10 protein-coding genes are annotated in these 14735 nt (G+C 68.1%); 5 read left to right on the top strand and 5 right to left on the bottom strand.

Annotated features, from left to right (window positions below; translation table 11 throughout):
- On the bottom strand, nucleotides 1-834 hold an 834-nt coding region (locus ACSAMQ_RS17065), incomplete at its 3' end, for a c-type cytochrome (protein ID WP_435396804.1).
- Between the two features lie 179 nt (nucleotides 835-1013).
- Between ACSAMQ_RS17065 and yihA the strand changes: the two genes are divergently transcribed.
- Nucleotides 1014-1661, top strand: a complete 648-nt coding sequence (gene yihA, locus ACSAMQ_RS17060; RefSeq protein ID WP_435396803.1) for a ribosome biogenesis GTP-binding protein YihA/YsxC — start codon at nucleotides 1014-1016, stop codon at nucleotides 1659-1661.
- Between the two features lie 138 nt (nucleotides 1662-1799).
- Nucleotides 1800-2690 (top strand): hypothetical protein, encoded by an 891-nt coding sequence (locus ACSAMQ_RS17055; protein WP_435396802.1) that lies wholly within the window; start codon nucleotides 1800-1802, stop codon nucleotides 2688-2690.
- 45 nt (nucleotides 2691-2735) lie between these two features.
- Here ACSAMQ_RS17055 and ACSAMQ_RS17050 read toward each other — a convergent pair whose 3' ends face one another.
- The gene (locus ACSAMQ_RS17050; RefSeq protein WP_435396801.1) at nucleotides 2736-3620 is read right to left on the bottom strand and encodes a putative signal transducing protein; all 885 of its coding nucleotides are present in this window, start codon (nucleotides 3618-3620) and stop codon (nucleotides 2736-2738) included.
- Nucleotides 3621-3694: 74 nt separating this feature from the next.
- Nucleotides 3695-5347: an alpha-glucosidase family protein gene (locus ACSAMQ_RS17045; RefSeq protein WP_435396800.1), complete on the bottom strand. Its 1653-nt coding sequence runs from the start codon at nucleotides 5345-5347 to the stop codon at nucleotides 3695-3697.
- Nucleotides 5348-5633: 286 nt separating this feature from the next.
- On the opposite strand from ACSAMQ_RS17045, the gene ACSAMQ_RS17040 reads away from it, so the two are divergent.
- The 3 genes from ACSAMQ_RS17040 to ACSAMQ_RS17030 all read left to right on the top strand — a co-directional run bounded on the left by ACSAMQ_RS17040 (nucleotide 5634) and on the right by ACSAMQ_RS17030 (nucleotide 11864).
- Nucleotides 5634-8441, top strand: a complete 2808-nt coding sequence (locus ACSAMQ_RS17040; protein ID WP_435396799.1) for a TonB-dependent receptor — start codon at nucleotides 5634-5636, stop codon at nucleotides 8439-8441.
- Nucleotides 8442-8673: 232 nt separating this feature from the next.
- Nucleotides 8674-10182, top strand: a complete 1509-nt coding sequence (locus ACSAMQ_RS17035; protein WP_435396798.1) for an MFS transporter — start codon at nucleotides 8674-8676, stop codon at nucleotides 10180-10182.
- Nucleotides 10179-11864 carry an alpha-amylase family glycosyl hydrolase gene (locus ACSAMQ_RS17030; RefSeq protein ID WP_435396797.1) on the top strand — a complete coding sequence of 562 codons (1686 nt, stop codon included), beginning with the start codon at nucleotides 10179-10181 and terminating at the stop codon, nucleotides 11862-11864. The genes ACSAMQ_RS17035 and ACSAMQ_RS17030 overlap by 4 nt, the downstream gene beginning before the upstream one ends.
- Before the next feature lie 686 nt (nucleotides 11865-12550).
- On the opposite strand, the gene ACSAMQ_RS17025 is transcribed toward ACSAMQ_RS17030, so the two are convergent.
- The gene (locus tag ACSAMQ_RS17025) at nucleotides 12551-13582 is read right to left on the bottom strand and encodes a LacI family DNA-binding transcriptional regulator (RefSeq protein ID WP_435396796.1); all 1032 of its coding nucleotides are present in this window, start codon (nucleotides 13580-13582) and stop codon (nucleotides 12551-12553) included.
- 110 nt (nucleotides 13583-13692) lie between these two features.
- Nucleotides 13693-14634, bottom strand: coding sequence for an ABC transporter permease subunit (locus ACSAMQ_RS17020; protein ID WP_435396795.1), 942 nt, complete (start codon nucleotides 14632-14634; stop codon nucleotides 13693-13695).
- Nucleotides 14635-14735: the final 101 nt, after the last annotated feature.

Here is a 14735-nt window from a genome sequence, read left to right as displayed (position 1 = left end):
CGCCGGAGCCGGAGCAGGCGCCGGAGCTGCCGGAGCGGTCGAGGCCGGAGCGGCCGCGGGCGCCGGCGCATCGGCGGCGGCGACGTCGTCGGCGCGGTCGTGCAGGCCCTGCAGATAGCTCGACAGCGAGCCGATTTCCTCGTCGCTGAGCTGCTTGGCGACGGTGGCCATGATGTTGAACAGGTGCGGGTCCTTCTGCGTGGTCGTGCCGGCGCGGTATTCCTCCAGGCGACGCTGCGAGTAGGCGGCCTGCTGGCCGGCGATGTGCGGGTAGGCCGGGCCGGGGTTGCCGGCGCCGTTCGGGCCGTGGCAGGCCATGCAGGCCGGGATGCCGCGGGCCTTGTCGCCGTTGCGGAACAGCTGCTCGCCGACTTCGTAGAACTTCTTGCCCTGATTGACGCCCGAGGCGATCACGGTGTCGTCGGCGACGCCGGCGCCGGACTTCTGGGTGGCGAAGTAGGCGCCCAGGTCGCGCGCGTCCTGCTCGCTGAGGGCGTCGGCGAAGGGCTTCATCGCCGCAGCCATGCCGGTATTGCGCTCGCCGCTCTTGAACAGGGCGATCTGGTGGGCGATGTAGCGCTCGCTCTGGCCGGCCAGGCGCGGGTATTGCGGATCGGTCGGGTTGCCGTCGAGGCCGTGGCAGGCCGCGCAGGTGCCGGCCTTGGTCGCACCGGCCTTGACGTCGCCCCAGGAGGCCTTCGCCGCGGCGTTCAGCGGCGCGGTCTGGACCGGCTCCTTGTCGGGGATCGGCGTGACCGTGGCTTGGGCGTACGCAACGGCGGCGGCCGCGAGGGCGGCGAGGCCGACGAGGCCTAGAACGCGGGCTTGGCTCATGTAGCTGGGCTCCGAACTACTGGCTTGCTGGGTGGCAGGCTGAAAAGGGCGTACTGGGGACCGGACTGTGCGCGAGCTGCCGCCACCGGAACCTCGGAATTATCTTCGCCGGCCCCGACCGGGTCAACGCGGATTCAGTCTGCGGCACGCCGGAGGGGTGGGCGTGCGATCCTAATGGCATGAACAATCCCCTCGCCCGTGCCCGTTACCTGCTGTCGGCGCACAACGTAAAGCAGCTCCCGCCCGACGGCGGCTACGAGGTCGCCTTCGCCGGCCGCTCCAATGCCGGCAAGTCCAGCGCCCTCAACGCCATGTGCCAGCAGAACGCCCTGGCGCGGGTGTCCAAGACCCCGGGCCGGACCCAGCAGCTGGTGTTTTTCGACGTCAGTCCCCTGTATCGCGGCCCCGAGCCGGCCCCGGAGCCCGACCGCTTCCTGGTCGACCTGCCCGGCTACGGCTACGCCAAGGTCCCGCAGAATCTGCAGGCGCATTGGCAGGCCTTCCTGGACCGCTACTTCGGCACCCGCGAGGCCCTGCGCGGGCTGGTCGTGGTGATGGACATCCGCCACCCGCTCAAGGACTACGACCGGCAGATGCTCGGTTACGCGGTCCAGCGCGGCCTGCCGGCGCATGCGTTGCTGACCAAGGCCGACAAGTTCGGCCGCGGCCAGCAACAGCAGCAGCTGATGATGGTGCGCAAGGAGCTGAGCTCGGCGTTCGGCGACACGGTCAGCGTGCAGACCTTCTCCGGCGAGTCCAAGCAGGGCGTGGAAGAGGCCTGCGCGGTGGTCTCGCGCTGGCTCGAGCTGGTCCCGCCGGCGGCCTGAGCCGGCGATCCGCGCCCGGCCGGCCGGTTTTGTTGCAAACCCGGCTGGCCGCTCGGCCCGCGCCGGCTGCGTTACTTCCTGGGTAGAAGGACTTCCGCGCGGCCTGCGCGGAGGGCGATCTTCGGCTCAAGGAACGAGATGGACACCATCACCGACCCCCAGACCATCCTGGCGGCGGGCGCCTACGGCACCGCGCTGTTGTTCTTCGCCTACGGCGCCTACGCGCTGCTCAAGACCCGCAACGCCGAACAGAACAAGAACGTACGCTGGTACCTCGGCATCGGCGCGGCGGTGGTGGTGGCGATGATCGGCTTCGACACCCTCAAGAGCTGGCGCGCCGGCGAACGCGTGGTGCCGAACGTGTACCTGACCTTCTCGCCGCGGTTCTCGGCGATCGACCTGCCCGACCCGGAAATCATCTACCGCGGCCAGGCCTTCGCGCCGAACGCGGCCATCGAGGTGGCCGACAACAACAGCAGCATCAACATCTCGGTCGATTCGATCATCAAGAAGGTCGAGGGCCTGCAGCGGAACAACCGCGATCTGCAGAACGCGGTCGGCAGCGCCGCGCTGGCCAACCAGCCGGCCGAGCTGGCCGAGGAGATCGCCGCGGCCGAAAGCGACGGGGCCGACGCCTGCCACGGCGGCGATCCGACCCTGTGCGGCTGGAAGCTGCTCTCGGAGGGCCGGCTCGACAGCGCGCAGGAGACGCTCGTCCAGGCGGTCAAGGACACCCCGGCCAGCGATCCCAAGAGCCGCGCCACCGCGCTGAGCGGGCTCGGCGAGATCTATGTCGGCCAGGGCCGGATCGCCGAAGCCCAACTCGTGCTCGGCAAGGCCGCCGCGCTCGGCAACGAGGGCGCGAAGAAGCGCCTCGACACGCTGGCCTTGCCGCCGAGGCAGCTGCGCACGCGGCCCCTGCCGACGCCTGCGCCGGGCTCGACGCCCACCCCGACGCCGCGCCCGGCGCTGCAGCGCGAGTCCCTGCGACGCGAAGCGCACACGGCCCGATTACCGGCGCGCGGTTGAGGCTGCGCGCCGGATCGCCTGGCCGGCGTCCGTTGCGCCGACGGCCTAAGGCGTCGGCGCGGGCAACGGCCGCCTCGCGCTGATCTCGCCGCGCGGATCGTAGTCGCGCGCGGTGTCGCGTACGCCGTCGCCGTCGCTGTCGAACTCGCCGCTGACCGGGCGTTCGTCTACATAGTCGATGCGCTTGACCAGGTGGCCGCCCCGGTCGAACCACTGTTCGCTCTGCAACACGCCGCGCTTGAAGGTCTGCTGCCGGTCGACCTGGCCGTCGCCGTCGTAGTCGGCGCTGCGGCCGGCGAGTTGGCCGTTTTCGTAGCGGCTCGCGGTCTCGCGCACGCCGTCGAAGTCCTGGTCTTCCTCGATCTCGGTCGTCAGGCCGCGATCGTCGTAGTGAGTGCGCTGGTCGACTTCGCCGTCGCCGTTGCGGTCGGCCTCGACCCGTCGCAGGCGCTCGCCCTCGTAGAACAGCGCCTCGTCGGGGCGTCCGTCGCCGTCGTAGTCGATCGGCTGCTGGCTGTTGCGCGGTTGCATCGCGATGCCGGTGGCGATAGCGCCGCCGAGCGCGCCGGCAATCAGAGCGAACACGATCCCGCCGAGGCCGGTGCCGGTGTGGCGCGAAGGCAGGCGCTGGTTCAACGGGCGGTAGAGGTTGCCGCTCTCGACGTGCTCGGGCGTGGCGTCGTCGCCGTAGTCGCGGTCGGCTTCGTCATCGCCCTCGTCGTCGAGCGGCACCGCGGCGTCCTGCCAGGCCTGGATCACGGCGCGCGCGCGTTCGGCGTCTTCGTCGGCGACCTCGACGCGGACCGGCAGCAGGCCGGCGCCGCCTTCCAGCGCGCCGCCGAACACGAACGAGCGGATGCCTTCCTCCGCCAACAAGCCGCGCACGAGCTGCGCGTCCGCCGAATGGGCGGCGTGGTACACGATTTGCATCCGGATGCTCCCTGTTCGTGGACCGTTTCGCCGCGAAGCCGGAGTATGCCGCCTGACCGAAGTGTGTCGCGAGCTCAGCCGGCCGCGCGCGCCGCGAACACGCCGTAAGGCGGCAGGCGCAGGCGGTCGCCGCTGCGCTCGCCCGAGGGCAGGCCGTGGCCGCGATCGACCTGCCAACTGCCGGCCTCCGACAGCGTCAGCTCCGCTTCGGCGCCGCCGAGGTTGAACGCCATCAGCACCGTGTCGGCGCCGCTGCCGCGGACGAAGGCGATCACCGGTTCGTCGCTGGCGAGGAAACGGATCGCGCCGTCGAGCAGCGCCGGACGGGTCTTGCGCCACGACAGGAACCGGCGGAAGCGGTTCAAGGGCGAGTCGGGGTCGTGCTGCTGGCGGGCGACGTCGAGGCCGCGATGCTCCTCGGCGATCGGCAGCCACGGCGTGCCGGTGGTGAAACCGGCCTGCGGCGTGCCGTCCCACGGCATCGGCGTGCGGCAGCCGTCGCGGCCCTTGAAGGTCGGCCAGAAGGCGATGCTGAAGGGGTCGCGCAGCGCCTCGAACGGCAGCTCGGCCTCCGGCAGGCCCAGTTCTTCGCCCTGGTAGACGCAGACCGAGCCGCGCAGCGAGCACATCAGCGCGCTGAGCATGGTGGCGAAGTGCGCCGGCTTGTCGCCCTGGCCCCAGCGCGAGACCACCCGCTGCACGTCGTGATTGGAAATCGCCCAGCACGGCCAGCCTTCGAGCATGCGCTCTTCCAGGGTCTGGGCGGTGCCGCGGATGTGCGCGACGCTGTAGTCCTCGGTCAACAGCTCGAAGCTGTAGCCCATGTGCAAGCGGCCGTCGCGGGTGTACTCGTCCATGGTCGCCAGCGAGTCTTCCGAGGAAATCTCGCCGAGCGACACCGCGCCCGGGTAACGGTCGAGCAGGGCGCGCAGCTCGGCCAGGAAATCGAGGTTCTCGGGCTGGTTGTTGTTGTAGTAGTGGTACTGGAACGCGTAGGGGTTGTCCGGGCTGAAGCCGCGCCCGACCCGCAGTTCCCGCGCTTTCGGCGGGTTGTCGCGCAGTTGCGCGTCGTGGAAGCAGAAGTTGATCGCGTCCAGGCGCAGGCCGTCGACCCCGCGGTCGAGCCAGAAGCGCACGTTGTCGAGCACCGCCGCGCGCACCGCCGGATTGTGGAAGTTCAGATCCGGCTGCGAGGCCAGGAAGTTGTGCAGGTAATACTGTTGGCGACGCGGCTCCCACTGCCAGGCGACCCCGCCGAACAGGGACATCCAGTTGTTCGGCGCGGTGCCGTCGGGGCGGGCGTCGGCCCACACGTACCAGTCGGCGTATTCGTTGTCGCGGCTCTCGCGGCTGCGCTTGAACCATTCGTGCTGGTCGGAGGTATGGCTGAGGACCTGGTCGATCATCACCCGCAGGCCCAGCGCATGCGCCCTGGCCAGCAGGCGGTCGAAGTCGTCGAGGTCGCCGAACAGGGGGTCGACCGCGCGGTAGTCGGCGATGTCGTAGCCGAAATCGATCATCGGCGACTTGAAGAACGGCGAGACCCAGATCGCGTCGACGCCGAGGTCGGCGACATAGCCGAGCTTGTCGATGATGCCGGGCAGGTCGCCGACGCCGTCGCCGTCGAGATCGCGGAAGCTGCGCGGGTAGATCTGGTAGATGACCGCGCCGCGCCACCAGGCGTGTTCGTGCGCTGCGGCGGGGGTCGGAAGATTGACGGCTGACAAGAGGCGCCCCTGATGGCGTATGCGGTCTTCGTGCTGCACTGCCGCGATGCGCGCCAGCTTACCGCCGGGTGCATTCGCGGCTCGCCGGCCTGCATACGTATTCATGGCCAAACGACCGATGAAGTGCGACATGAATGCGACTGCCGGTCATGAATACGTATGCATAAACCGCAGCGGGCGCGATCGCTTGCCTAACATGCGCCTCAGACCGAAGGCGCACGACGCCCAGGCAACCGCAGCGCGCCGCAGTGCGCGCGCGGACGGCACACAGCTACTGGAGGGGAGCATGTCGAGAACGAACCGGGCTTCAAAGAACCAACAACGCCACCTGCTGACCATGGCCCTGGCCTCGCTCGGCCTGTGCCACTCGTGGACGGTGTGGGCCGCCGATGCGCCCGCCGCGCAGGAGGCCCCGGCCGCGGCCAGCGCCGAAGCGGCCCCGGCGAGCGCCGCGCACGAACTCGATGCGGTCCAGGTCACCGGCAACCGTCGCGTGCAGTCGATCCAGAAATACGCCGGCACGATCCAGTCCTTCAGCGGCGAGGATCTGACCAAGCTCGGCATCAACACCGATTTCCGCAACCTGCAGGCGGTGGTGCCCGGCCTGCAGATCACCCGCCAGGAAGGCAAGTACGAAATCTTCCTGCGCGGCATCGGCGCGGCCGATTCCGACTTCTCCTCCGACCCGTCGGTGGCCACTTACTACAACGGCATCTACCTGCCGCGTCCGCGTTCGATCGGGCCGATGTTCTTCGACGTCGACCGCATCGAGGTCAACAAGGGCCCGCAGGGCACGGTGCGCGGCCGCAACGCGACCGGCGGCTCGATCAACGTGATCTCCAAGCGCCCCGAACTCGGCGTGACCAGCGGCGGCCTCAAGGTCGGCGCCGGCAACCACGACTTCACCACCGCCGAAGGCGTGTTGAACCTGCCGATTGGCGACACCTTCGCCCTGCGCGCGGCGCTGTTCGACGAAGAGCGTTCGTCCTACATCAAGAACGGCTACCCCAGCTCGCTGTTCGCGGCCGAAGGCCCGAGCGCGCTCGACAACCAGGCCGCGCGCCTGTCGATGCTGTGGGAGCCCAACGACAAGTTCTCCGCTTACGTGATGCTCGACAAGGTCAGCGAGCGCGGCACCGGCGACCCGGGCCTGTTCGCCGAGCGCGGCCTGGCCGCGGGCTACGATATCGACGACCTGTCCGACCCGTTCCGCCAGTACTTCCGCACCGCGGGCAAGACCAGCAACGACATCGAAGGCGTCGCCGGCACCTTCACCTATGCCTTCAACGACGCGGTGTCGGTGGAGTTCAACACCTCCTACCGCAAGTACGAGTTCGACAACCGCAACGCCTCGCGCGAATGGCAGCTCGGCCCGGTCTATCCGGGGTCCGAGCGCGAGGCCTATCACAATCCCGAACGCCTGGCCTGGTACGACACCTTCTATCAATCCGACAAGTCCAGCTCGACCATCAACGAGCTGCGCTTCTTCGGCGACACCGGCAAGCTGATCTGGTCGGCCGGCCTGTTCAACTACGAAGAGAAGTACGACTACACCTCCTGGGACGTCGGCAACGGTTACTTCGGCGACTGCGACTGGTGGCGCCCCGGCACCGTCTGCGGTTGGCAGGACGGCCTGGGCGGCGAGAACCGCGGCGACGACTCCAAGGTCGAATCGAACGCGGTCTACGCCGACTTCAGTTTCGCCGCCACCGATTCGCTGCGCCTGATCGGCGGCGTGCGCTACACCCGCGACAAGAAGACCGCGCGCGAATCCAACATCAAATACCAGTTCGTGATTCCCGAGGAGCTGTTCCAGCAGTTCACCGGCCAGCCGATCGACACCACGACCAATCCCTACACCACCGGCCTGGTGCTGGGTTCGCCGGGCTTCCAGCTGGCGCCTCCCGGCCGTCGCGGCGGCGGCGCCCCGAGCGTGTGCACCGGCTGGACGCCGGCCGAGCTGCGTTGCGGCCCGGGCGCCGATTCGCTCGACTACTTCCTCGGCGGCATCCAGAATTTCGGCGCGCAGGACAACTGGGCCCAGTTCCTCACCCGCAACCGCGACCAGATCGACGTGATCGCGCGTTCGGATTTCCCCGGCGGCAAGAGCGTGGACGTCTACGAGGACAGCTACGTCGACTGGCGCGTGGGCTTCGAGTACGACCTCAACCCGCAAGTGATGCTGTACGGCACGGTCTCGACCGGCACGCGTTCGGGCGGCATCAACCGTCCCTTGCTGCTCAACGACGGCAGCGCGCTGGCGCCGACCTTCGAGCCGGAAGAACTGACCTCGTACGAAGCCGGCATCAAGGGCGACTACCTGTGGGGCGAAACACCGCTGCGCCTGAACGCCTCGGTGTTCTACTACGACTACCAGAACAAGGTGCTGCAGAACCTGATCGACGTGCCGGCGCCGACGCCGACCAACCCGAACGCGACCAGCCGCCAGGTGTTCAACGACAACGCCGCCAACGCCAGCGTGCTGGGCCTGGAGCTCGAAGGCCGGGTCGGGCTGCCGCACGGCTTCGACCTGGGCTACAACTTCACCTACCTCGACGCGACCTTCGACGACTCCAAGGTGCTCGATACGCGCTCCGGCGGCCTGGGCCTGATCGTGCCGCTCGACGGCAACCGCCTGCCGAACACCTCCAAGTACAACGCCAACCTCAGCCTGTCGCAGACGATCGACATCGGCCGCGGCGCCCTGAACTCGTTCGACTGGACGATCAACCTGACCTACCGCTCCGACTACTACCTGACCGCGTTCAACAGCCGCGGCTTCGGGCTGGACGCCGCCGGCAACGTGATCGAGATCCCGTTGGCCGACATGCCGTTCAACAACGGCTCCAACCCGGCCGCCGGCGGCGGCCCGGCCAACGGCATGGCGATGCGCGACGACGTCGGCGGCTTCACCACCGTCAACGTCTCGGCCGGCCTGAACTTCGGCGAGGACAACCAGTTCCGTATCGACGGCTTCGTCTCGAACCTCACCGACGAGGTGTACTCGGGCAAGGGCTTCGTCAACAACGCGACCAACATCCGCTACCTCAACACCCCGCGGATGTACGGGATCCGGTTCTCCTCGCAGTTCTGAAGCACAAGCGAGAGCAAATCCAGGAGCTGGAGCCACTCCCTGGAGCCGGAGCAATCCTCCTAACCCCCTCTTTTCCAAAAAGGGGGGGCAGTACGCAGCCTCGGGTGAGCGATCCGATCCAAGCTGGCGCCAGCTCCGCTGGTCTTCCCCCTTTGACGAGGGGGCGAGGGGGATTTGCTTGTTCCGCCACCGCGTCGCCTTACCGCCCGGCGCTTCATGCCAGTATCGAGCCATGACCGAACGCATTGAGCGCAGCGCCACATCCCGCAAGCCGCAGCTGTCGTTCTGGCAGATCTGGAACATGTGCTTCGGCTTTCTCGGCATCCAGTTCGGCTTCGCTCTGCAGAACGCCAACGTCAGCCGGATCTTCCAGAGCCTCGGGGCGCCGATCGACGACATCCCGATGTTGTGGATCGCCGCGCCGCTGACCGGACTGATCGTACAACCCATCGTCGGCTACCTGTCGGACCGCACCTGGACCGGCCTCGGTCGCAGGCGCCCGTATTTCCTGGTCGGCGCGGTGCTCGCCACGCTGGCGCTGCTGGCGATGCCGAACTCGCCGACCCTGTGGATCGCCGCCGGCCTGCTGTGGGTGCTCGACGCCTCCATCAATATTTCGATGGAACCGTTCCGCGCCTTCGTCGGCGACCAACTGCCGACCTCGCAGCGCCCGAGCGGCTACGCGATGCAGAGCTTCTTCATCGGCGTGGGCTCGGTGGTCGCCAGCGTCTTGCCGTATGCGCTCGCCCACCTCGGCGTCGGCAACACCGCCGGCCCCGGCGAGGTGCCGGACACGGTGCGATACGCCTTCTACTTCGGCGGCGCGGTGCTGCTGTTGTCGGTCGGCTGGACCGTGCTGCGCACCCGCGAATACCCGCCCGAGGCCTTGCAATCCTTCGACGACGCCTTGCCCGAACCGCCGCGGCCCGATCGCGACCGCGCGCGCTGCGCCGGGTTCGGCGCGATCTGGCTCGTGGCCGGCGCCCTCGTCGCCACGACCATCGCGATGTTCGGGCTCGACCGCCAGTTGTACCTGCTGGCGGCGCTGATCGGCGGGTTCGGCCTGGCGCTGATGGTGCGCGGCATGATCGGCGCCGGCGGCGGCTTCGCCACGGTCATGGACGACCTGCATTCGATGCCTGCGACCATGGTGCGGTTGGCGGTGGTGCAGTTCTTCTCCTGGTTCGCCCTGTTCGCGATGTGGATCTACACCACGCCGGCGGTGACCCAACTGCATTTCCACAGCAGCGACACCACCTCGGCCGCCTATAACGAAGGCGCCAACTGGGTCGGCGTGCTGTTCGCGGCCTACAACGGCTTCGCCGCGCTCGCGGCGGTGGTGATCCCGTGGATGGTGCGGCGCTGGGGCTTGCGCTGGAGCCATCTGTGCAACGTCGCTCTCGGCGGCCTGGGCCTGATCTCGATCGCCCTGATCCGCGATCCGCAGTGGCTGCTGCTGTCGATGCTCGGGGTCGGTTTCGCCTGGGCTTCGATCCTCTCTCTGCCGTACGCCCTGCTGTCCGACAGCGTGCCGGCGACCAAGATGGGCGTGTACATGGGCATCTTCAATTTCTTCATCGTGATTCCGCAACTGGTCGCGGCCAGTCTGCTCGGCTTCCTGCTCAAGACCTTCTTCCACGGCGAGCCGGTCTGGGCTCTGGCGATCGGCGGCGCTAGCCTGTTCGTCTCGGGCCTGTGCGTGCTGTGGGTGCGCGAGCCCGGTGCGGAGGCTGCGGCATGAGGGCGCTGGCGTCGATCGCGCTGAGTCTCGCCCTGGCCGGCTGCGCGCACGGCGCGCGCGAAACGTCGCCGACGCGCGAGTACTACGGCACCTTGGAGCCGATGGCGAGCGATGCGGTGTACTTCGTCGTCACCGACCGTTTCGTCAATGGCGACCGCTCCAACGACCAACGCGGGCAGGGCGGGCCGGACCCGCGCACGCGCAGCTTCGACCGCCCGGTGCCGGGCGCGCCGCCGGACGAAAGCGACAACATCGGCTACCTCGGCGGCGACTTCAAAGGCCTGCTCGACAATGCCGGCTACATTCGCGACCTCGGCTTCGGCGCGGTCTGGCTGACGCCGATCGTCGACAACCCCGACCAGGCCTTCACCGGCGGCGACGCGGTGACCTGGGGCGGCGCCTTCCAGGATCGCGGCAAGACCGGCTATCACGGCTACTGGGGCGTCGATTTCTATCGACTCGACGAGCACCTGCCGAGCCCCGGGCTCGACTTCGCCGCCCTGACCCAGGGGCTGAAGCGGCACGGCCTCAAGACCGTGCTCGACATCGTCGCCAACCACGGCTCGCCCTCGTTCACCATGCCGGTGGACCAGCCCAAGTACGGCGAGATCTACCGCGACGGCGTGCTCGTCGCCGACCACCAGAACCTGCCGCCCGAGCAGCTCGACCCGGCGCGCAACCCGCTGCATCGTTTCTTCCATGCGCAGAAGGACCTGGTGCAGTTGTCGAACCTCGACGACACCAATCCCGCCGTGCTCGACTACTTCATCGGCGCCTACTCGCAGTGGATCGACCAGGGCGCCGACGCGCTACGCATCGACACCATCCGGCACATGCCGCATGCATTCTGGAAGGCTTTCGCGGAACGCATCCGCGCCAAGCGCCCGGGCTTGTTCATGTTCGGCGAAGCCTTCGACTACAAGGCGGAGAACATCGCGCCGTTCACCTGGGCCGAAAACGGCGGCGTCAGCGTGCTCGATTTCCCGCTCAAGGAAGGCCTGGCGCAGGTGTTCGGCACCGGCCGCCGCGGCTTCGAGGCCTTGTCGGATCGCCTGTACCTGCGCGACGGCCCGTACGCGAACCCCTACGAGCTGATGACCTTCTACGACAACCACGACATGCCGCGCCTGGGCGCGAGCGATGAAGGCTTCATCGACGCGAACAACTGGTTGTTCACCGCGCGCGGCATCCCGGTGATCTATTACGGCTCCGAGACCGGCTTCATGCGCGGCCGCGCCGAGCATGCCGGCAACCGCAATTACTTCGGCCAGGAGCGTGTCGACGCCGCCAGGGCGCACCCGATCCATGCCGCGCTCAAGCGCATCGCCAAGGTGCGCGAGGCCTCGCCGGCCCTGCAGCGCGGCCTGCAGTTGAATCTGTTGCTGCAGGGAGATCGCGCCGCGTTCTATCGTGTCTATCAGCATGCGGGCGAATCGCAGATCGCCTTGGTGTTGCTCAACAAGGGCGATTCGTCGACCACATTCTGGATTCGCGACCACCTGCAGGCCGGGCGTTGGCGCGCGGCGCTGGGCGGCGGCTCGATCGAAGTCGGCGAGGACGATTCGCTTGAGGCTAAGGTGCCGGCGCACGGGGTCGAGGTATATCTGCTCGATGCGCCGGTGCGGCGGGCCGATCTGGCGGCGGCCCTGGATGAGGCGATGGCGCATGCTCGGCGGCGTTGAGAGGCGCACGCTTGGGTCTTGTTTCCTGTAGGAGCGGCGTGAGCCGCGACCGCGGAGCGCGCAAAGGTAACAAGGCCCTCGCCATTCGTCGAAGCGGCTCGCTGTCGACAGGGTAGGAGCGGCGCAAGCCGCGATCGCGAGGTCTCAACTCGCGTCGTATCGGTAAGACCTCTGTAGGAGCGACGTAAGTCGCGACCGCGGGACGCAGAGAGATAACGAAGCCGTTGCCGTTCGTAGAAGCGGCGTGCTTTCGCCAGGGGTAGGAGCGGCGCAAGCCGCGACATCGCTGCGACGGTTTCGCAGCGTCTCTTTCAAGCAAGATCAAGATCAAACCCAAATCCTCCGCCACTAAAGCGGCGGGTTACTTTCTTTTGTCATAAGCAACAAAAGAAAGGTAACCAAAGAAAAGTGCTTCTTTTTTGAATCACAAGCCCGCACGAGCGATGCCGACGCGGGGCTCTACATACGGGACATCCCTGTCCCGATGAAAAACGGCCCGCATCCCTGCGGGCCGCCCTCCGGGTCTTCTATGGCCTTCGCTAGTGCGAAGCTGCGCACAGCAACAGCAACATCTTTACAGCAACGGCAACGGCCACGGCACCGCGTCATTCCCGCCCGAAGGATTCCTCCCTTTGGAAAAGGGGGCAGGGGGATTTGCTTTTGCTCCGCTCAATCCACAGCGAAACTCACTCCGCCCCGCACGACTTGCGCACCACCAGGGTCGTCGGCAGGCGGATGCTGTGCGCTTCTTCGTCGCGGACGAGTTTCATCAGCGTGTCGACAAGCAGTTCGCCGGCCTGCTTGGTGTCCTGGAAGATCGTGGTCAGCGGGGGATGGGCGAAGCGGGCCATGGGGATGTCGTCGAAGCCGATCACCGAGACGTCTTCGGGCACGCGCAGGCCGTGTTCGGTCAAGGCACGCATGGCGCCCAGTGCGATCAGGTCGCTGGCGGCGAATACGGCGTCGAACGGCAGGCCGCGGGCGAGGAGTTCGCGGGCGGCGTCGTGGCCGGCGTCTTCGGAGCTTTCGGCGTCGACCTGCAGGGCACGGTCCAGCGGCAGGCCGGCGTCGTTGAGGGCGCGCTCGCAGCCGAGAAAGCGATCGAGGAATTCGGGGTAGTGGCTGGAGGCGTCTCCGAGAAACGCGACCCGGCGCCGGCCCAGCGAGATCAGGTGCGCGCCGGCCTGGTGGCCGCCGCCGATGTTCTCGCAACCGATCGACAGCCCGGGCTGGTCGGGCAGCACCGCGCCCCAACGGACGAAGCGGGTGCCCTGTTCGACCAGCTTCTGCAACTTGCCCTGATAGGCCAGGTAGTCGCCGTAGCCGAGCAGGATCAGGCCGTCGGCCTTCATGCTGTCTTCGTAGTCGGCGGCCCAGTCGTCGGACAGTTGCTGGAACGAGATCAGCAGATCCTGGCCGTGGCGCGCGCAGGCGCGGGTGATCGAGCCGAGCATGGACAGGAAGAACGGGTTGATGTGCGACTCGTCCGGAGTCGGGTCCTCGAACAGCAGCATCGCCAGGGTGCCCGAACGCTGCCGGCGCAGGCTGGAAGCGTGGCGGTCGACCTTGTAGTTGAGTTCGCGCACCACCGCTTCGACCCGCTTGCGGGTTTCGGCGTTGACCAGGGGGCTGCCGCTGAGCACGCGCGAGACCGTGGCCTGCGAAACGCCGGCGAGGTGGGCGATGTCGACCGAGGTCGCCTTGGACTTCTTGCGCATGGTCCGAGTGTAAGGCCGGGACTCGGGTTTCGGGACTCGGTTGGAGCAGAAGCGGCGTCGCGGCGGCTAGGCTCTTCGAGTCCCGAGTCCCGAGTCCCGAGTCCCGGCTTTTAGTCCAGCCGCGGATCCATCCACCCGCGCAAGGCGTCGACGGCGGTGTTGATCGCCACGATCAGCGCGCCGATCACCAGCACCACGCCCAGGACCAGGGTGTAGTCGCGGTTGAGCGCGCCCTGGACGAAGTAGCGGCCCATGCCGGGGATGCCGAATACCTGTTCGACCACGGCCGAGCCGGTGACGACGTTGATCAGCGCCGGCGACAGCCAGGCCACCACCGGCAGCATCGCCGGTTTCAGCGCGTGCGCGAACAGCAGACGGGTTTCCGACAGGCCGCGTGCGCGCGCCGCGCGCAGGTAATCGGCCGACAGCACATCGAGCATCGAGGCACGGGTCAGGCGCGCGCAGTAGGCGATGTTGGGCAGGGCCAGGGCGATCACCGGCAGCACCACGTTGTCCCATTCGCCCCAGCCGCCGGCCGGCAGCCAATGCAGGGTCACCGCGAACGACAGCACCAGCAGCGGCGCGATCACGAACTTCGGTATCGCCAGGCCGAGCCCGGCCAGCAGCATCAGGGCGCGGTCGGTCCAGCCGCCGGCGCGCAGTGCCGCCCACACGCCCAGGGTGACGCCGAGCAGTAGCGCCAGCAGCAAGGCCAGCCCGCCGTTGAGCGCCGACACCGGCAAGGCGTTGGCGATCAATTGGTTGACGGTGTAGTCGGGGTACTGGAACGAGGGCCCGAGATCGCCGCGCACCGCGTCGCCGAGCCAGGCCAGGTATTGCATCGGCAGCGACTGGTCGAGCCGGTACTGCGCGTCGAGCGCGGCCTGCACTTCCGGCGGCGCGACCTTCTCGGTGTCGAACGGCCCGCCCGGGGCGGCGCGCAGCAGCACGAAGCACAGGGTCGCCAGCAACCACAGGGTAATCGCCGCCTCGAGCAGGCGCGCACCGAAACGGGCGAGGAGGGGATGGCGGCTGCCGCCCGCGGTAGCCATCAGACGGTCACGTCGAACAGGCGGCCGACCAGGCTAGCCGCGGCCATCGCCAACGCCCCCCAGAACGCCCCCCGCGCGGCGCCGCGCAGGACCGGCGCGCC

It is taken from the genome of Lysobacter sp. 1R34A, from assembly GCF_051217035.1.
Lineage (GTDB): Bacteria > Pseudomonadota > Gammaproteobacteria > Xanthomonadales > Xanthomonadaceae > Lysobacter.
Note: the sequence above shows the minus strand (reverse complement) of the source record. Positions and strands in the feature narration are given on the sequence as shown.

Excerpts from the sequence above, each read along its gene's own strand:
- yihA (WP_435396803.1), top strand. The coding sequence starts at position 1,014 with ATGAACAATCCCCTCGCCCGTGCCCGTTACCTGCTGTCGGCGCACAAC.
- ACSAMQ_RS17055 (WP_435396802.1), top strand. The coding sequence starts at position 1,800 with ATGGACACCATCACCGACCCCCAGACCATCCTGGCGGCGGGCGCCTAC.
- ACSAMQ_RS17040 (WP_435396799.1), top strand. The coding sequence starts at position 5,634 with ATGTCGAGAACGAACCGGGCTTCAAAGAACCAACAACGCCACCTGCTG.
- ACSAMQ_RS17025 (WP_435396796.1), bottom strand. The coding sequence starts at position 13,582 with ATGCGCAAGAAGTCCAAGGCGACCTCGGTCGACATCGCCCACCTCGCC.
- ACSAMQ_RS17020 (WP_435396795.1), bottom strand. The coding sequence starts at position 14,634 with ATGGCTACCGCGGGCGGCAGCCGCCATCCCCTCCTCGCCCGTTTCGGT.
- ACSAMQ_RS17035 (WP_435396798.1), top strand. The coding sequence starts at position 8,674 with ATGACCGAACGCATTGAGCGCAGCGCCACATCCCGCAAGCCGCAGCTG.
- ACSAMQ_RS17050 (WP_435396801.1), bottom strand. The coding sequence starts at position 3,620 with ATGCAAATCGTGTACCACGCCGCCCATTCGGCGGACGCGCAGCTCGTG.
- ACSAMQ_RS17030 (WP_435396797.1), top strand. The coding sequence starts at position 10,179 with ATGAGGGCGCTGGCGTCGATCGCGCTGAGTCTCGCCCTGGCCGGCTGC.